This is a genomic window from Streptomyces sp. NPDC050504 (assembly GCF_044458065.1).
Classification (GTDB): domain Bacteria; phylum Actinomycetota; class Actinomycetes; order Streptomycetales; family Streptomycetaceae; genus Streptomyces.
Genome location: NZ_JBITHO010000002.1, coordinates 357,376 through 373,062 on the forward strand (window position 1 = coordinate 357,376; position 15,687 = coordinate 373,062).

Consider the following 15,687-nt stretch of genomic DNA (forward strand, 5'->3'; position numbering starts at 1 on the left):
CGGGTGCTGCGCACCGGGCGTAGCGTCATGATCGAGAGCCGAACCAGGAGGTGCCGGGATGATCCGCAACGTCCTCGGCGGGCTCCTCGCTCTCTGTGGAGCGGCGGCCGCCGTCCTGAGCCCCTTCCGTGCCTGGTACGACGGCCGCCTCGGACGGACCTACCGGATCGAGGGCCTGTTCGGCGGCGACGTAGGGAGCCGGGCCGGTTCACTGCCGGGGTCCCTGCCTGGATCGCTCTTCCTGCCGTTCGCCTTCGTGGCGCTGCTGACGGTGGTGGGACTGCTGCTGCGACGGCGGTGGGTGGTGGCGCTCGCGGGGGTGGCGTGCGTCGGGTTCGCCGTGCTGTGGATGGTCCGGGTGGGGATGGCCGAGGGCAGCTTGGTGGTGAGCGGCGACGGCTCGGGCCTGGGGGCCGGGGTCGCGGGGGCGGTGGGTGGGGGCGTGGCGGTGCTGCTGGGGGCGGTGGTGATGGCGGGGCGTGGACGGGTGGACCCGTCGGATGAGGTGTCGGCGCCCACGGGGGTGCCCACGTTGGACGGGTGGCGGTAGCGGTGGGCGTCGCGCCCTCGGGCCCCGTTGCCTCGGGGGTGCCGTCCTGCCCGGGGGCAGCGCGCTCTTTGGGTTCCCGTTGCACGGGGGCGGCGTTTTTTGCGCAGTTCCCCGCGCCCCTAGGGGGATGGGGTGACCCGGTCACGGGTTGGGTGCCCGAGGGGTCGGGGGCGCTCCAGGGTGCACTCCTCGGATCACGAGCCGTGGCCGTTTCCAGTCCTGGATAGCCCCGGTCTTGGCTCGTGCTCCTGCGGGGAGCACCCTTCCGACCCCCACCCCGGGGAGCCGGGGCGCCCGGAGGACACGGCCCTCGCGGGCTATGCGCGGCGGCGGACCCGCCAGAGCCAGCCCGTCGCGGCGAGGATCACCGTGAACGCGATCAGGTTCGCCCAGAGCGTCGGGAGCTCGCCCGCGGGCGCCACCGTGGTCTCGTTCCAGACGTACGCGCCCACCATGGGCAGCACCGCGGTGAACACCGCGCCGACGACCTTCTGCACGACGGTCCAGTACACCGAGGTGCACAGGAGCACCGCCCCGGTGATGCGGGCCAGAACGCCGATGATCTCCAGCCCGGAGAAGTCCCCGACGACGAAGTGGTTGAGCGCCGCCAGGAGGGCGAACGGCACCGTGAGCAGCAGCAGCGGCACCGCCGGGTGCACCTTCCCCCGCCGTGCGGGAGCCGCCCCGCCCGCCTCGGCGAGCGCGGTCGCCGCGATCGTACGGGGATCCCCCAGCTCCGCGAGCACCTCGCCGAGCGCCGCTTCGGGGCGCTCCGCGCGGGTCACCTCGATGTGCTCGGCGAGGTCCGCCAGGAGCTCCTGGCGGCGGTCGGCGGGGAGCGCGGAGGCCTCGCGCTCGACGGCGGCGAGGTAGTCGCGTACGGGGTCGGCGGTGGTCTTCATGAGCGGGCTCCGGGGATGGGGTGGGGGGTGGTCAGGAAGGCGTCGACGGCATCGCGGAATCCCGGCCAGACGCGGGTGAACTCGTCCAGTGCGGCCCGGCCGCTGTCGGTGAGCGCGTAGTAGCGGCGGGGCGGTCCCGAGGTGGACTCCTGCCAGGTGGTGGTGACCAGGTCCTCGCGGCGGAGCCGGGAGAGCAGCGGGTAGACGGTGCCCTGACTGGTGGCCAGCGCCCCGGATTCCTCCAGCGCGTGGAGCAGCTCGACGCCGTAGCGGGGCCTGTCCCTCATCAGGGCGAGTACGCAGTACTCCAGCACGCCCTTGCGCAGCTGGGCGGCTGCGCGGGCCTGCTTGGTCGAATCACCTGGTTCCATGCGATGCAAGATACCAGGCGGCGCAAGTGATGCGGAAATTCAGGGGGGGCGGAGGTGTCGGAAGTGGTTGCAGTGAGCATGGATACCGTCGGGCCGTGCCCGACCGGTACGGCCCGGAGCCTCGTTCGGAGGGAACTCATGCGCATCAGGCATCAGCGGACCACGACCGGACTGGTCACGGCGATCGGGGCGGGGGTGCTCGTGGCCACCGCCATGACGGCCCCCGCCACCGCCGCACCGCAGCCCGGCAGCACGGGCGTCCAGAGCTCCATAGTGACGACCTGGATCAACGGGAACGTCAGATACGGGCCGTCCACGGACCACGACATCAACTACCCCGTGGCCGCGGGATTCACCTCGACCGGCCTCTGCTGGAAGGAAGGCGGCTGGGTCAGCGCCAACGGCGTCTCCCACAACAAGTGGGTCAAGCTCGGCCCGGAGGAGTGGATCTGGGGCGGCCTGCTCAACGGCAACGAGACGGGCGGCGTCTCCGAACAGTGCTGACGTAGGCCTCCGCGAGGGCCGTGTCCTGCGGGCACCTCTCCGTTCCCCCGGGGTGGGGGTCGGAGGGGTGCTCCCCGCAGGAGCACGAGCCAAGACCGGGGCTATCCAGGACTGGAAACGGCCACGGCTCGTGATCCGAGGAGTGCACCCTGGAGCGCCCCCGGCCCCTCGGGCAACCAACCCGTGACCGGATCACCCCATCCCCCTAGGGGCGCGGGGCTGTATCGATGTGCGGCTCCGCCGCGTGGGCGCAAAAACGGCACCCCGAGGCAACGGGGCCCAAGAGGACCGGGCACCCCGTGCCGCGCAAAAAACGCCGCCCCCGGGCAACGGGACCCCCAGAGGCCCCCGCACCCCGTGCCGCGCAAAAAACGGCACCCCCGGGCAACGGGACCCCAAGAGCACCCCGCCCCGCGGGCCCCGCCCGCTACCGCCCCGTACCCGTACCCTTCACCGCGTCCAGCGCGTACACGCACCGGTCCTTGCTGCACGCGTACACCACGCCCCCCTTAGCCACGGGCGAGCCCGTGATCTCGCCGCCCGTGGAGAGCTTCCAGCGCAGCTGCCCGCCCACCGCGTCCAGCGTGTACAGCACGTGGTCCGCGGAGCCGAAGTGCACCCGGCCGTCCGCCACCACCGGCGCCCCGACCACCTCGCCGCCCGCGGCGAAGCGCCACTTGGGGGTGGCCGAGACCGCGTCCAGCGTGTAGAGCGCGCTGCCGCTGCCCACGTACACATGGCCCCCGGCCACCAGCACCGGCTCCACCGACTGCCGGGACTCCGTCGCGATGCGCCAGCGGTCCTTGCCGTTGGCCGCGTCCAGCGCGTACACCGTGCCGAGGTAGTCGGCGATGTACACGCCGCCGCCGGTCACCGCGGGGCCGGGGACGAACGTCGGGGGGCAGAGGAAGACCGCGGGCGCCTCGAAGTGCCAGCGGACGTGGCCCGACCCGATGTCGATCGCGAGGACGCGGGTGCCGGCCGCCACGTACACGTAGCCGTCCTCCGCCGGGGTGACCCGGACCGGCACGCCGCCGCAGGACGCCGCGTCGCCGATCGGGTACGACCAGCGGTCCGCGCCCGTGCGCGCGTCGAGGGCCCACAGGCGGGCGTCGCGCCACAGGTAGACGGTGCCGTCGTGGATGACGGGCCCCGCCTCGGGCGTCTCGAAGTCGGTCTGGGCGCCGGTGGCCTCCCACAGCTTCTCGCCGTTCGCGGCCTCCCACGCCTGTACGCCGCCGCCGCGCGTCCCGGTGACGACCGTGCCCCGGTCGACCTTGAGCGCGTACACCCAGGCGTCCGTCTGGAGGCGCCAGCGCTCGGCGCCGGTCGTGGCGTCCAGCGCGTACAGCGAGGGGCCGTCGGAGGCGTGGATGCGGCCGCCGGAGACCGCCATGGCCCAGGCGACGTCCCGCGTCTTGAACTGGCGCCGGCCGCTCGCCACGTCCAGCGCGTGGACCTCGAAGGACGTGACGTACAGCAGGTCGCCCTCGACGACCGGGGTCCCCCACACGTCGTTCGACATGCGGAACCGCCACGGCCGCCACCGGTCGGGTGACGACGGCGCCTGGGCCCCGGCGGCACCGGCGGCGCCGGGGGCCCGCGTCGGCTGCGGTACGGGGGCCGGGTCGCCGCCCGCGGGGCCGCCGCCCGGCGGACGCACCCAGCCCGAAGCGGGCGCGGGCTCCGAGCCCACCCGGCCGCGCGCCTGCCCGTCCGCGACCCGGGGGCCGGGACCGATCGGAACCTGCGCGCCCGGCAGCCGCACCGGGCCGCCCGCGGGTGCGTGGGACGGGGCGTGGACCGACGCGTGGGCGGGGGCGCGCCCCGGGGCGTGGGACGGGGCGTGGGACGGCCGCACGGGCGGGGCCTGCGGCGGAGGCGGCGGAACCGCCCCGCCCTGACCGGGGCCCTGGCCGTGACCGGGGCCCTGGCCCGGACGCGGGTCGGTCGGCCTGCGCTGCGACCTGGACTGCCCCGACGCGCCGCCGCGCCCCTGCTCGGGCGCCCGGGTGCGTCCGCCGCCGCGCCGCTCCTCGATCATCGCGGTGGCCCGGTGCGGCAGCCACGCCGCCACGGTGCCCGTGTCGTCGCCGCCCGCCGCGAAGAGGTGCGGCGCGAGCTGCGCCTGGAGGTCCTCGGGCGTGGGCCTGCGCGTCGCGTCCATCTGCATGCAGGACTCGATGAGCGGGCGCAGCTCGTCGGTCAGGCCCGCCAGGTCGGGGCCCTCGCGCAGCAGCATGAAGACCGTCTCGACCGGGTTGGCGCCGTGGTACGGGGCGTGGCCGGTGGCCGCGAAGACGAGCGTGGAGCCCAGCGAGAAGACGTCGCTGGCGCCGGTGACGCTGCGGGAGTCGCGGGCCTGCTCGGGCGACATGTACGCGGGCGTGCCGACGGCGACGTTGGTCATGGTCAGCCGGGTGTTGGAGACGCCGGACGCGATGCCGAAGTCGATGACGCGCGGCCCGTCCTCGACGACGAGGACGTTGGACGGCTTGAGGTCGCGGTGGACCAGGCCCGCCCCGTGGATGGACTGCAGGGCCTCGGCGATGCCCGCGGCGAGCCAGCGCACGGCCTGGGCGGGCAGCGGCCCGCACTCGTTGATTATTTCTTCGAGCGAGGGCGCCGGGACGTAGGCGGTGGCCAGCCAGGGCACGGCCGCCTTGGCGTCGGCGTCCACGACGGCCGCCGTGTAGAAGCCGGAGACCGCCCGCGCCGCCTCGACCTCGCGGGAGAAGCGGTGGCGGAACAACTGGTCCTCGGCGAGCTCGGTCCGCACCGTCTTGATGGCCACTCTGCGCCCGGACGCGGAGCGCGCGAGGTAGACCAGGCCCATGCCACCGGCGCCGAGCCGCCCCAGCACCTCGAACGGGCCGATGCGCCTCGGATCATGCTGCGTCAGCTGCTCCATCGCCTGCTACCTGCCTCCCCGTAAGGACCGTGCTCCGAGACGGCCCCGTGCCGCGTCTCACCGCTGGGCACCACCCGGCGGTGCGCACCCCCGATTCTTCCTGTCCGGGGCGGCGGTTGCGAACCCGGGTACGGAATGGGGTGTCTCATCCCGTATCGGTCACCCGTTCAGGATCGCGGTTCGGCCAGTACGGCGAAAGAGGCACCCTGGTCGTCGTGGAGCACGGCCGCCCTGCCGTACGGAATGTCGAAGGGGGGCGTGGTGACCCGGCCGCCGAGGCGCACGGCACTCGCCACGGCCGCGTCGCAGTCGTCGACGGCGAAGTAGACCAGGAAGTGCCCCGGCATCTCCAGCGGGAAGGCGTCGTCGAAGACGCTGCGCCCGCCGACCGCACTGTCGGGCCCGGGGTCGGTCCCGGCCGGGGACCACATGCGGAAGTCGACGCCCACGCCCAGCTCGTCGGGCGGCAGGTCGGTGCCCTGGAAGCCGAAGACCTCCTCGTAGAAGGGGTCGGCGCTCGCCTTGTCCCGTACGTACACCTCGGCCCAGCAGAAGGAGCCGGGCTCGCGCCACTTCTCGAAGCCGGTGCGCTCCCCGGCCTGCCACAGCCCGAAGACCGCGCCGCCCGGGTCGGCGCACTGGGCCATCACCCCGGCGCCGCCGACCGGCAGCGGGGCGGTGACGACCTGGCCGCCCGCCTCCTGGACCCGGGCGGCGGCGGCCCCGGCGTCGGAGGTGGCGAAGTAGACGCCCCAGGCCGTGGGCATGCGCCCGTCGCGCTTGGCGGCGAGGGCGGCGACCCGCCTGCCGCCGCTGAGGGCGTCCGCGAACCTGGCGTGCGGTTCGTTCACCTCGTCGGCGAAGGACCACCCGAACAGCTCCCCGTAGAAGCGCTTGCCCGCCGCGAGGTCGGGCAGCGTGACGTCCACCCAGCAGGGGGTGGATTCGGTGAACACCGGGAGTTCCGAATGTTCCGTTTGTGGGGCCATGTCATCAAGCTAACGGCGTCGCGCGTTCCCCGCAGCGGAACAAATAGAACATTTGACCGCCGCGCCGTGCGGTTGTCCACCGAAGTTGTCCACAGGCTGTTGATAAGACCGGCCGTCCGGCCGCTTCTTCCACAGCGGACCCGCCGCACGGGGAGAACCGGAATTCACCGGCCCGATGGATATCACGGATGCGCCGGATGGAATGAATAGGCCCGATGCCCATTGCCGTATGCGATGGGCCGCATTGGGGGGTGATGACAGGTGATGGCAGCCGTTGGCTTTGATGCGGCTGATGCCTTTGATGCCCCGTAGCGCATGCGCATGTCCCCATTTGCAGTCGGCCGAATCGCGCTCCGATCACCCCTCGGTAAGCTGACGGCATGACAGGACAAGTACGCACCGTCGACGGCCGCGTGGCCGGTCGGCGCGGGCAGGCGACGCGGCAGAAGCTGCTCGACTGCCTCAGCGAGATGCTCAGCTCGTCCCCGTACCGGGACGTGAAAGTCATCGACGTGGCCCGGAAGGCCGGGACTTCGCCTGCGACGTTCTACCAGTACTTCCCGGACGTCGAGGGCGCCGTTCTCGAAATCGCCGAGGAAATGGCCAAGGAAGGCGCAGGGTTGACCGAACTGGTCGCCGGGCGCTCCTGGGTCGGCAAGGCCGGATGGCAGACCGCCGAAGAACTCGTCGACGGCTTCCTCGACTTCTGGCGCCGGAACGACGCGATCCTGCGGGTCGTCGACCTCGGCGCGGCCGAGGGCGACAAGCGGTTCTACAAGATCCGCATGAAGATCCTGAACTCCGTCACCAACTCCCTTACGGACGCGGTGAAGGAACTCCAGGCCAAGGGCAAGGTCGACAAGGACGTCAGCCCGGCCGCCATGGCGGGCTCCCTGGTCGCGATGCTCGCGGCGGTGGCCTCCCACCAGAAGGGGTTCCAGACCTGGGGCGTCAAGCAGGCCGAGCTCAAGCCGAACCTGGCGCTCCTGGTCCACCTGGGCATCACGGGCAAGAAGCCGACGAAGTAGTCGGCGCAGCAGCTACGGGCGCTCCTGTCACGCCGACGGGGGTACCGCGACCGCGGTACCCCCGTCGGCGCTCTGCTGTCCGGAGCCGGGGAGGGCTGGGCAGGGCGGGGCAGGGGAGGGAGGCGCCGGGCGGGGCCGTGGAGGGCGGAGCCGGGGCAGGCGGGGCTACGGGGCCGGCGGGTCCCTCCGCTCCAGGCGGAACAGCCTGATCTCGCGCTCGATCCTCGACTGGTACGTCGCGTACGGCGGCCAGAACGCCAGCACCGCCCGCCACGCCGCCGCCCGCTCCTCCCCCGCCAGCAGCCGCGCGCGGACCGGGACGTCGCGGCCCCGCCAACTGATCTCCGCGTCGGGATGCTTGAGCAGGTTGCCCGTCCAGGCGGGATGACCCGGACGGCCGAAGTTGGAGCCGATCAGGATCCAGGTGCCGGCCGTCCCGTCGGGCCCCTCCTGCGGCATGCAGGCCAGCGGGGTCGCCCGGGGCAGCCCGCTGCGGGCGCCGCGCGCGGTGAGCACGACGCCGGGCAGCATCCGGGCGCTCGGCAGCACCCGGCCGCGCGTGAGGCGGTGCACGGCGCGGTCGAGTGCGGGCACGAAGTGCGGCGCGGTCCGCGCGAACAGCCGGGTCGATGAGACCTTCTGCACGAGGCGCAGGCCCCGGGGCATCAGACGGCCCCTGGGCATCGGACGGCCGCCTCGTGGAACAGGCCCGCGAGGTCGGCGGCGCGCTCGCGGATGCGGTGGGCAGGGCCGAAGAGCAGCTCGTCGGACGCGGCCCGTTTGAAGTAGAGGTGCGCCTCGTGCTCCCAGGTGAAGCCGATGCCGCCGTGCAACTGGATCGCCTCGCCCGTGGTGACGCGCAGCGCCTCGACGGCGGTGGCGAGCGCGAGGGGCCCTTCCGTCGGGTCCCAGGCGGCGTAGTACGCGGCGGAGCGGGCCGCCTGGACGCGTACGTACAGGTCGGCGAGGCGGTGCTTGACCGCCTGGAAGGAGCCGATCGGCCGCCCGAACTGCTCGCGCTCCTTGACGTACGCGACGGTCCCGTCGAGCGCGTGCGAGGCGGCACCGACGGCCTCGGCGGCGAGGGCGGCGGAGGCGGTGCGGCCGACGGCTGCGAGGGCGGCGAGGACGGGGGCGGGGGCAGCGGACTCAGGGGCGGTGGCCTCAGGGGCGGCGCCCCGGACCGCCTTCGGGGCCTCCTCCGGGACCGCTTCCGGGGTGTCCTCCGCGCCCAGCAACCGCGCCGCCACGTCGCGGAGTTCGACGCGGGCCTGGGGGCGGGTCGCGTCGAGGGCGGTGAGACGGGTGCGGGTGAGGCCGGTGGCGTCCGCCCGGACGAGGAAGAGCAGCGTACGGCTCCGGGGGAAGCCTCCGGCGTGGGCGGCGACGAGCAGCAGGTCAGCGCAGTGCCCGTCGAGTACCTGGTCCACCTCCCCGTACAGCGTCCACGCGTCGCCCTGCCGCCGTGCCTGCACGCCCCCGGCGCGCCCGCCGCCCGCCCAGTCGCCGCGGGCGTTGTCGCCGGTCAGCCCGAGGGCGGTGGCGAGGGACGCGCCGGGGACGGCGAGGGCGGCGGTGAGGGTGCCGGCCGCGATGCGCGGCAGCAGGGAGGTGCGCTGCGGCTCGGTGCCCAGGGCGAGGACCAGGGGCGCGACGAGGCAGGCGGTGGCGAGGAGCGGGGAGGGCAGGAGGGCGCGCCCGGTCTCCTCGCAGGCGAGGGCCAGCTCGGTGGCGGTGCAGCCGACGCCGCCGTACGCCTCCGGAACCGCGAGCCCCGGCAGCCCGAGGTCGCGCGCCAACTCCCGCCACAGCGCGGCGTCGTGGCCTGGGCCGGTCGCGACGGCCGCCCTGACGTCGTCGGGCCCGCAGCGCTTCGCGAGGAGCTCGCGCAGCGTGCGGCGGATCTCGTCCTGTTCGACGGTGAAGGCGGCGTCCATGGGCGTTCCTTCCCTGAGGCCTGGCGGAGCTGAGATCTGGTGGAGCCGGGATCTGTCGGAGCTGGGATCCGGCGCGGCCGGGATCTGACGGGGCGTCATATTAGGTGGGAGCGGGCGAGATGCCCAGAGCCCCGGCGTACGCGAACCACCGTGCACACGACCCCTGTCGACCGTATCTGATGTACCGTCAGATCTATGTCCTCACCCCGCCGCAGAGTCGCCGTCGCAGGCATAGCCCTCTCCGACACCGGTCGCGTGGACGACGCCACCCCCTACCAACTGCACGCCCAGGCCGCGCGCCGGGCCCTCGCGGACGCCGGGCTCGACCGGAGCGCCGTCGACGGGTTCGCGTCGGCGGGGCTCGGCACGCTCGCGCCCGTGGAGGTCGCCGAGTACCTGGGGCTGCGCCCCACCTGGGTCGATTCCACCTCCGTCGGCGGCGCCACCTGGGAAGTGATGGCCGCGCACGCCGCCGACGCCATCGCGGCCGGGCACGCGAACGCGGTGCTCCTCGTGTACGGCTCCACCGCGCGCGCCGACGTCAAGGCCGGTCGCCGCACCTCGAACCTCTCGTTCGGCGCGCACGGACCGCTCCAGTTCGAGGTGCCGTACGGCCACACCCTCATCGCGAAGTACGCGATGGCCGCGCGCCGCCACATGCACCAATACGGCACGACGATCGAGCAGTTGGCGCAGGTGGCGGTGCAGGCACGGGCGAACGCGGGGGCGAACCCGGATGCGATGTTCCGGGATCCGATCACGGTCGACGACGTGCTGGGCGGCCCGGTCGTCGCCGACCCGTTCACCAAGCTGCACTGCTGCGTCCGCAGCGACGGGGGCTGCGCGGTGCTGCTCGTCGCGGAGGACCGCGTGCCCGACACGGCGAAGGCGCCGGTGTGGATCCTCGGCACCGGCGAGCACGTCTCGCACGCCACGATGTCCGAGTGGGACGACTTCACGGTCTCCCCCGCCGCCGTGAGCGGCCGCCTCGCCTTCGAGCGCGCGGGGGTGCGGCCGGGTGACGTCGACTTCGCGGAGGTCTACGACGCGTTCACGTACATGACGCTGGTGACGCTGGAGGACCTCGGCTTCTGCGCGAAGGGGGAGGGCGGGGCGTTCGTGGAGAAGGGCCGCCTGCTGCGGGACGGCGAGCTGCCGGTGAACACGGACGGCGGCGGCCTCTCCGCGTGCCACCCGGGGATGCGGGGCCTGTTCCTCCTGGTGGAAGCGGTGCGGCAGCTACGGGGCGAGGCGGGGGCCCGGCAGGTGCGCGGGTCGGGCGGCGGACTCCCCGAGGTGGGGGTGGCGTCGGGGACGGGCGGCTGGTTCTGCTCGTCGGGGACGGTGGTGCTGGGGAGGGGATAGCGGGGTACGGGGGCGGAGGTACGGGACCGGAGGCAGGGGTACGGGTCCGGGGGCGGAGGTACGGGGCCGGGCGCGTCGGAGTGGGCTCCGCGCTCCCGGGCGCCTCGCTCCCGCCCCGCGCATCGGCCCCCCGCCTTCCCCGGTCACGTGCGCCGTACGGGCAGGTCGCGCAACAGGTCTTCGGTGAGACGGTGCAGCCGCATCGCGGCGTCCGGGTCGAACGGCTTTCCCTTGAGCGGAAGTTCGCGCTTGCCGCGATGCGCGGTGAACCGTTCGGCAGGCGGTGCGTCCAGCAGCCGGGCCATCGGGGCGACGGCCTTGGCCACGGAGGTGGCGAGCACGGCGAAGGACGCCTTGGTGAGCGTGCGCAGCGGCTGCGGGAGGTGGTCCGGCATGCCGGTCGCCACGACGCCGGGGTTGTAGCCGACGTAGCGGATCCGGGTGTCGGCGTGTACGGCGGGGAAGGCGACGCCCAGCAGGTCGTTGGCGCGGAAGGACTGCAAGGTGGCCTTGGTGCCGCCGTAGCGCCGCGCGAGTTGCGGATCGTCCCAGTGGATCCGGCCCAGGGGGACGCCGGGAGTCCCGACGTTCATGATGACGGGTCGCCGCGCGGCCTCCAGCACGTCGCGCAGACCGTGGCTCAGGAGGAACCGGCTCAGATAGGAGAGCGCGAAGCTGTGTTCCAGCCCCTCGTCCGTGACCGCGCGGGGGCCGAAGAGGCGGTACCGCTGGGCGCACAGGACGAGTTTGTCGACCGATGAGCAGGCGCCCTTTATCCCGGCGACGACTCCCCCGGTCGCCGCGACCGACGTCAGGTCCGCCCGTAAGAAGGTGACGTGGCCGTCGCTCGGGACGGCCGCCGCCTCCGCCAGGAGCGCCTCCCCCTTGGCGGGAGTGCTGCCGACGACGATCACGCGCGCCCCCTGCCGCAGGTAGTGCAGGGCGAGCCCCTTGCCGAGTCCGTCCGTGCCCCCGGTGATGACCACGGTCCGCATCCCTGGATCCCCTCCCTCTCGGGCCCGGACGGCAGCCGTGCGGCCCGGTACCCCCGAATCGCTATGCGGATAAGGCGTATCCGCTTTTCTGGGACCGTACCATGGAAGCGGATATCACCTATCCGGTTCGTTCGGGTCGCCGCGAGGAGTCGTTCATGGGCAGTCAGTCGGAGGCCGGGGAAGCCGCCGCGGCAGGCGGGCGACCGCTGCGGCGGGACGCGGAACTCAACCGCCGGCGGATCCTCCGGGCCGGGCGCGAGGTCTTCGCCGCACGGGGCCTGCGGGCCACCCTCAACGACGTCGCGCACCACGCGGGCCTGGGGGTCGGCACCGTCTACCGGAAGTACCCCGACAAGCAGGCGCTCGCCGAGGCCGTCTTCGGCGAAGAGCTCGACGAGATCGCGGCGATGGCCAGGGAGGCCCGGGGGCCCCGGGGCGAGGGCGACGCCTTCGGCGCCTTGGCCGAGTTCCTCGAAAGGGCCCTGGCGCGCGCCGCGGACAACCGCGGGCTGCGCGAACTGATGCGCCAGGGCGCCGTCGAGGGCATCGGCCCCCTGCGCGCACGGCAGGAGATCGCAGCGCACTGCGCGCACCTCGTGGCGCGCGCCCACGCCGAGGGCACGCTGCGCGCCGGTGTCACCGAGGACGACATCGCGCCGATCGCCGCGATGATCGACGCGGTCCTGTCGCTGCCCGGGGAGCAGCCGTCCGGGACGTGGCGACGCTATCTGGCGATCGTCCTCGACGGGCTCCGCGCCCAGCCGGGCCAGGGGCCGCTGCCCGGCCCCGAGGACGCGGCCTGACGCCGACCGCCACGGGGCCGGGACGCGCCCCCGCGCCGCGTGCCCCGAGCCCCGCGCCCCGCACCCCGCGCCGCGTGCCCCGCGCGACAATCGGCGCATGGCCGATGACTTCCACTCCGTACTGCACGCCCTCCGCGTCTGGGACGTCCCCCTCCCCTCCCTCACCCCCGCCACCGCACCACCGACGCCCCTCCCCCTCTTCAAGGAGTGGTTCCTGGACGCCGCCGCTGCCGGGCAGGCCGAGCCGCACACCATGACGCTCGCGACGGTGGACGCCGAGGGGCGGCCCGACGCGCGCACCCTGATGCTGCACGACGCCGACGAACGCGGCTGGCACTTTGCCTCGCACGCGGGCAGCGCGAAGGGCCGCCAGCTGGCCGCCGCCCCGCACGCCGCGCTGCACTTCTACTGGGCCGCGCGCGGACGCCAGGTCCGGCTGCGCGGCGCGGTCGCGGCGGGTACGCCCCAGGAGGCGTACGCGGACCTGCACGCCCGCTCCACGGGCGCGCTGGCCTCCGCGCTGGTGGGGCGGCAGAGCGAGGCGCTGGGCAGCGAGGAGGAGTTGGCGAAGGCCTCCGCCGCCGCCTGGGCCCGCGCCCAGGCGGAGCCCGACGCGCGCGCGGAGAGCTGGACGGTGTACGTACTGGACCCCGTCGAGGTGGAGTTCTTCCAGGGCGACGCCCACCGCCGCCACGTACGCCTGCGCTACCGGCGCGAAGGCGACGCCTGGACACAGGAGTTGCTCTGGCCGTGAGCACGGGGCCCGGCAGGCCCCAGGCCTAGCCCTCGGCGGTTTTGGTGAAGACCGGGACCGTCATGCCCTCCTCCGCCCGGAACTCCACCCGTAGCTCCATGCCGATCTCCAACTCTTCCTCCGCGACCCCCACCACCTCCGTCATCATGCGCGGCCCCTCCGCCAGGTCGACCACCGCGGCGACGTACGGGACGCGCCCGCCGAACGGCGGCAGGTCGTTCCTGTGCACCACCGACCAGGTGTAGAGCACCGCGCGCCCGCTCGCCCGCTCCCACTCCACCTCCTCGCTCCAGCAGCGCGGGCAGAACTCCCGGGGGTAGTGGTGGGCCCGTCCGCAGGCGCGGCAGCGGCGGATCAGCAGCTCGCCCCCGGCGGCGGCCTCCCAGTACGTACGGGTGAAGGCGTCGACGTCCGGGACCGCCGCGCTCCCCCGCCCCCGACTCTTCCCCTGCTCCCCGCTCACGTGAAGAGTCCCAGCGCGTCGTCCAGCGACCAGGTCTGCCAGGACATCGTGAAGAGCGCGACCAGCGAGATCAGCGCCATCATCGCGTTCTGCCCCTGCTCGGCCCAGTCGTGGATCATCAGGACGAGGTAGAGGAGGTTGAGGAGCAGCCCGCCGACGAGGGCGACGGGGGTGAGGAGGCCGGCCACCAGGCCGAGTCCCAGGGCGAGTTCCGCGTACACGACGACGTACGCCATCGTCTTCGGGCGGGGCCGGACGACCGTGTCGAAGCCGCTGCGCACCAGCTCCCAGCGGTGTTTGGCCGCGACGTCCGCGGCCCAGGCGATGCCGGTGCCGCGCTCGAACCAGCCCTTCCTGTCCTTGTGCCGCCAACTCTCCAGCCACCACAGGCCGAGTCCGATGCGGAGTACGGCGCCCCATTCGGCGCCGGCGAGCCAGATCGTCTGCATGGTCGGGTCCCGCTCTCCCTCAATCTCCCTCAATGAATCTGACGGTACGTCAGTTCAGCGGACGGGGGCGCGCCGCGCAAGAGCCGGGGCGCGACCGGCGCTCGGCGGCCGTGTGATGGCTGTGCGGTGGCCGTACGGTGGCTGTGCGTGATCAATTCGCAACCGGATCCCTCCTTGTCCGATACCCATCAAGTAGTCACGCGGTTACGCTCACGGCTCATGACCGCTGAGTTGGACCGCCTGGACCGCACCGACGGACGCCCCGTCTACGTCGTCGGCGGCGGGCCCGCCGGACTCGCGACCGCGGCCGCGCTGCGCGCGCGGGGCGTCCGGGTCGTCGTGCTGGAGAAGTCGGGGGACGTCGCCGCGTCCTGGCGGGGCCACTACGACCGGCTGCGGCTGCACACCACGCGGCGGCTCTCCGCGCTGCCCGGCCTGCCGATGCCGCGCCGCTTCGGGCGCTGGGTGGCGCGCGACGACGTCGTCCGGTACCTGGAGAAGTACGTCGAGCACCACTCGCTCGACGTCGTCACCGGGGTCGAGGTCTCCCGCATCGAGCCCGCGCCTGGCCCGGAGGCGGGGGCAGGGGCGGGGGCGGGGGCGGGAGCGGGCTCCGGCGACTGGCTGCTCCGGGCCAGCGGGGGACGGGAGCTGACCGGTCGGGCGGTGGTCGTCGCCACCGGGTACAACCACACGCCGAAAGTCCCCGACTGGGCCGGACGCGAGGAGTACACCGGGGAGTTGACGCACGCGTCGGCGTACCGCAACCCCCGCCCGTACGCCAGCCGGGACGTCCTCGTCGTCGGCGTCGGCAACACCGGCGCGGAGATCGCGGCGGACCTCGCGGAAGGGGGTGCGGCGCGGGTGCGGCTCGCGGTGCGCACGCCCCCGTACATCCTGCGCCGCTCCACCGCGGGCTGGCCCGCGCAACGCACCGGCATCCTCGTGCGGCGGCTGCCGGTCGGCCTGGTGGACCGGGCGGGGAACGTGGTGAGCCGCGTGTCGGTGCCGGACCTTTCGGAGTACGGGCTGCCGCGGCCTTCGCACGGCCTGTACTCCCGGGCGCGGGAGGGGGCGATCCCGGTGCAGGACGTCGGGCTGGTCGACGCGGTGCGGAAGGGGAAGGTCGAGCCGGTCGCGGCGGTCGACTCATTCGAGGGCGGCGAGGTGGTGCTCGCGGACGGGTCCCGGATCGCGCCCGACGCGGTGATCGCGGCGACCGGGTACGAACGGGGGCTCGAAGCGCTGGTGGGACACCTCGGGGTGCTCGACGCGCGGGGACTGCCCGTGGTGCGGGGCGCGGGGCGCGCGGTGCGCGCGGGGGCGGGGGCGGGGGTGAGGACGGGGGCGCGGGCGCGGGCGCGGGCGCGGGGCGCGGCCAAGGTGCCGGGGCTGCACTTCGTGGGGTTCACGAACCCGATCAGCGGGATGCTGCGGGAGATCGCGCGGGACGCGCCGCGGGTGGCGCGGGCGCTCTCGTAGTGGCCCGGGTCCGGGGGGCCGTTTTTTTGCGCAGTTCCCCGCGCCCCTGGGTGGATGGGGTGATCCGGTCACGGGTTGATTGCCCAAGGGGCCGGGGGCGCTCCAGGGTGCACTCCTCGGATCACGAGCCGTGGCCGTCTTCAGTCCTGGATAGCCCCGCTCTTGGCTCGTGCTCCTGCGGGGA

Annotated in this window: 16 protein-coding genes; 7 read left to right on the plus strand and 9 right to left on the minus strand. The window is 73.9% G+C overall.

Annotation, left to right across the window (positions count from 1 at the left end; all coding sequences use genetic code 11):
- The first annotated feature begins 58 nt into the window (after window positions 1-58).
- Complete coding sequence (locus ACIBNE_RS07400; RefSeq protein ID WP_399270490.1) at window positions 59-550, plus strand: hypothetical protein; 492 nt, start codon at window positions 59-61, stop codon at window positions 548-550.
- Window positions 551-867: 317 nt separating this feature from the next.
- On the opposite strand, the gene ACIBNE_RS07405 is transcribed toward ACIBNE_RS07400, so the two are convergent.
- Both ACIBNE_RS07405 and ACIBNE_RS07410 read right to left on the minus strand, forming a co-directional pair.
- Window positions 868-1,452 (minus strand): HAAS signaling domain-containing protein, encoded by a 585-nt coding sequence (locus ACIBNE_RS07405; protein ID WP_399270491.1) that lies wholly within the window; start codon window positions 1,450-1,452, stop codon window positions 868-870.
- On the minus strand, window positions 1,449-1,823 hold the full coding sequence (locus ACIBNE_RS07410) for a PadR family transcriptional regulator (RefSeq protein ID WP_399270492.1): 375 nt from the start codon (window positions 1,821-1,823) through the stop codon (window positions 1,449-1,451). The genes ACIBNE_RS07405 and ACIBNE_RS07410 overlap by 4 nt, the downstream gene beginning before the upstream one ends.
- A 138-nt stretch (window positions 1,824-1,961) precedes the next feature.
- Here ACIBNE_RS07410 and ACIBNE_RS07415 point away from each other — a divergent pair, with 138 nt between their 5' ends.
- Window positions 1,962-2,327 carry a hypothetical protein gene (locus ACIBNE_RS07415; protein ID WP_399270493.1) on the plus strand — a complete coding sequence of 122 codons (366 nt, stop codon included), beginning with the start codon at window positions 1,962-1,964 and terminating at the stop codon, window positions 2,325-2,327.
- Between the two features lie 427 nt (window positions 2,328-2,754).
- Here ACIBNE_RS07415 and ACIBNE_RS07420 read toward each other — a convergent pair whose 3' ends face one another.
- Both ACIBNE_RS07420 and ACIBNE_RS07425 read right to left on the minus strand, forming a co-directional pair.
- Window positions 2,755-5,238, minus strand: a complete 2,484-nt coding sequence (locus tag ACIBNE_RS07420; RefSeq protein ID WP_399270494.1) for a PQQ-binding-like beta-propeller repeat protein — start codon at window positions 5,236-5,238, stop codon at window positions 2,755-2,757.
- 167 nt (window positions 5,239-5,405) lie between these two features.
- Window positions 5,406-6,227 carry a VOC family protein gene (locus ACIBNE_RS07425; RefSeq protein WP_399270495.1) on the minus strand — a complete coding sequence of 274 codons (822 nt, stop codon included), beginning with the start codon at window positions 6,225-6,227 and terminating at the stop codon, window positions 5,406-5,408.
- A gap of 380 nt (window positions 6,228-6,607) precedes the next feature.
- On the opposite strand from ACIBNE_RS07425, the gene ACIBNE_RS07430 reads away from it, so the two are divergent.
- Window positions 6,608-7,255, plus strand: a complete 648-nt coding sequence (locus ACIBNE_RS07430) for a TetR family transcriptional regulator (RefSeq protein ID WP_399270496.1) — start codon at window positions 6,608-6,610, stop codon at window positions 7,253-7,255.
- A 165-nt stretch (window positions 7,256-7,420) separates the two neighbouring features.
- Here ACIBNE_RS07430 and ACIBNE_RS07435 read toward each other — a convergent pair whose 3' ends face one another.
- Complete coding sequence (locus ACIBNE_RS07435; protein ID WP_399270497.1) at window positions 7,421-7,921, minus strand: nitroreductase family deazaflavin-dependent oxidoreductase; 501 nt, start codon at window positions 7,919-7,921, stop codon at window positions 7,421-7,423.
- Complete coding sequence (locus ACIBNE_RS07440; protein WP_399270498.1) at window positions 7,921-9,192, minus strand: acyl-CoA dehydrogenase family protein; 1,272 nt, start codon at window positions 9,190-9,192, stop codon at window positions 7,921-7,923. Before ACIBNE_RS07440 ends, ACIBNE_RS07435 begins: the two co-directional genes overlap by 1 nt.
- A gap of 195 nt (window positions 9,193-9,387) precedes the next feature.
- Between ACIBNE_RS07440 and ACIBNE_RS07445 the strand changes: the two genes are divergently transcribed.
- The gene (locus ACIBNE_RS07445) at window positions 9,388-10,557 is read left to right on the plus strand and encodes a thiolase C-terminal domain-containing protein (protein ID WP_399270499.1); all 1,170 of its coding nucleotides are present in this window, start codon (window positions 9,388-9,390) and stop codon (window positions 10,555-10,557) included.
- A 143-nt stretch (window positions 10,558-10,700) separates the two neighbouring features.
- Here the strand turns inward: ACIBNE_RS07445 and ACIBNE_RS07450 are convergent, their stop codons facing one another.
- Window positions 10,701-11,552, minus strand: coding sequence for an SDR family NAD(P)-dependent oxidoreductase (locus ACIBNE_RS07450; protein WP_399270500.1), 852 nt, complete (start codon window positions 11,550-11,552; stop codon window positions 10,701-10,703).
- Between the two features lie 155 nt (window positions 11,553-11,707).
- Between ACIBNE_RS07450 and ACIBNE_RS07455 the strand changes: the two genes are divergently transcribed.
- Window positions 11,708-12,355 carry a TetR/AcrR family transcriptional regulator gene (locus tag ACIBNE_RS07455; protein WP_399270501.1) on the plus strand — a complete coding sequence of 216 codons (648 nt, stop codon included), beginning with the start codon at window positions 11,708-11,710 and terminating at the stop codon, window positions 12,353-12,355.
- 97 nt (window positions 12,356-12,452) lie between these two features.
- Window positions 12,453-13,109: a pyridoxal 5'-phosphate synthase gene (locus ACIBNE_RS07460; protein ID WP_399270502.1), complete on the plus strand. Its 657-nt coding sequence runs from the start codon at window positions 12,453-12,455 to the stop codon at window positions 13,107-13,109.
- A gap of 25 nt (window positions 13,110-13,134) precedes the next feature.
- On the opposite strand, the gene ACIBNE_RS07465 is transcribed toward ACIBNE_RS07460, so the two are convergent.
- Window positions 13,135-13,572, minus strand: a complete 438-nt coding sequence (locus ACIBNE_RS07465) for a Zn-ribbon domain-containing OB-fold protein (protein ID WP_399270503.1) — start codon at window positions 13,570-13,572, stop codon at window positions 13,135-13,137.
- Window positions 13,569-14,021: a DoxX family protein gene (locus ACIBNE_RS07470; RefSeq protein WP_399271257.1), complete on the minus strand. Its 453-nt coding sequence runs from the start codon at window positions 14,019-14,021 to the stop codon at window positions 13,569-13,571. Before ACIBNE_RS07470 ends, ACIBNE_RS07465 begins: the two co-directional genes overlap by 4 nt.
- Before the next feature lie 219 nt (window positions 14,022-14,240).
- Between ACIBNE_RS07470 and ACIBNE_RS07475 the strand changes: the two genes are divergently transcribed.
- Window positions 14,241-15,503: a flavin-containing monooxygenase gene (locus tag ACIBNE_RS07475; protein ID WP_399270504.1), complete on the plus strand. Its 1,263-nt coding sequence runs from the start codon at window positions 14,241-14,243 to the stop codon at window positions 15,501-15,503.
- Window positions 15,504-15,687 lie beyond the last annotated feature (184 nt).

What these genes read in the sequence shown, in the direction of transcription:
- ACIBNE_RS07445 (WP_399270499.1), top strand. Translation starts at nt 9,388, where the DNA reads ATGTCCTCACCCCGCCGCAGAGTCGCCGTCGCAGGCATAGCCCTCTCC.
- ACIBNE_RS07475 (WP_399270504.1), top strand. Translation starts at nt 14,241, where the DNA reads ATGACCGCTGAGTTGGACCGCCTGGACCGCACCGACGGACGCCCCGTC.
- ACIBNE_RS07450 (WP_399270500.1), bottom strand. Translation starts at nt 11,552, where the DNA reads ATGCGGACCGTGGTCATCACCGGGGGCACGGACGGACTCGGCAAGGGG.
- ACIBNE_RS07405 (WP_399270491.1), bottom strand. Translation starts at nt 1,452, where the DNA reads ATGAAGACCACCGCCGACCCCGTACGCGACTACCTCGCCGCCGTCGAG.
- ACIBNE_RS07455 (WP_399270501.1), top strand. Translation starts at nt 11,708, where the DNA reads ATGGGCAGTCAGTCGGAGGCCGGGGAAGCCGCCGCGGCAGGCGGGCGA.
- ACIBNE_RS07415 (WP_399270493.1), top strand. Translation starts at nt 1,962, where the DNA reads ATGCGCATCAGGCATCAGCGGACCACGACCGGACTGGTCACGGCGATC.
- ACIBNE_RS07420 (WP_399270494.1), bottom strand. Translation starts at nt 5,238, where the DNA reads ATGGAGCAGCTGACGCAGCATGATCCGAGGCGCATCGGCCCGTTCGAG.
- ACIBNE_RS07410 (WP_399270492.1), bottom strand. Translation starts at nt 1,823, where the DNA reads ATGGAACCAGGTGATTCGACCAAGCAGGCCCGCGCAGCCGCCCAGCTG.
- ACIBNE_RS07400 (WP_399270490.1), top strand. Translation starts at nt 59, where the DNA reads ATGATCCGCAACGTCCTCGGCGGGCTCCTCGCTCTCTGTGGAGCGGCG.
- ACIBNE_RS07430 (WP_399270496.1), top strand. Translation starts at nt 6,608, where the DNA reads ATGACAGGACAAGTACGCACCGTCGACGGCCGCGTGGCCGGTCGGCGC.
- ACIBNE_RS07425 (WP_399270495.1), bottom strand. Translation starts at nt 6,227, where the DNA reads ATGGCCCCACAAACGGAACATTCGGAACTCCCGGTGTTCACCGAATCC.
- ACIBNE_RS07440 (WP_399270498.1), bottom strand. Translation starts at nt 9,192, where the DNA reads ATGGACGCCGCCTTCACCGTCGAACAGGACGAGATCCGCCGCACGCTG.
- ACIBNE_RS07460 (WP_399270502.1), top strand. Translation starts at nt 12,453, where the DNA reads ATGGCCGATGACTTCCACTCCGTACTGCACGCCCTCCGCGTCTGGGAC.
- ACIBNE_RS07470 (WP_399271257.1), bottom strand. Translation starts at nt 14,021, where the DNA reads ATGCAGACGATCTGGCTCGCCGGCGCCGAATGGGGCGCCGTACTCCGC.
- ACIBNE_RS07435 (WP_399270497.1), bottom strand. Translation starts at nt 7,921, where the DNA reads ATGCCCCGGGGCCTGCGCCTCGTGCAGAAGGTCTCATCGACCCGGCTG.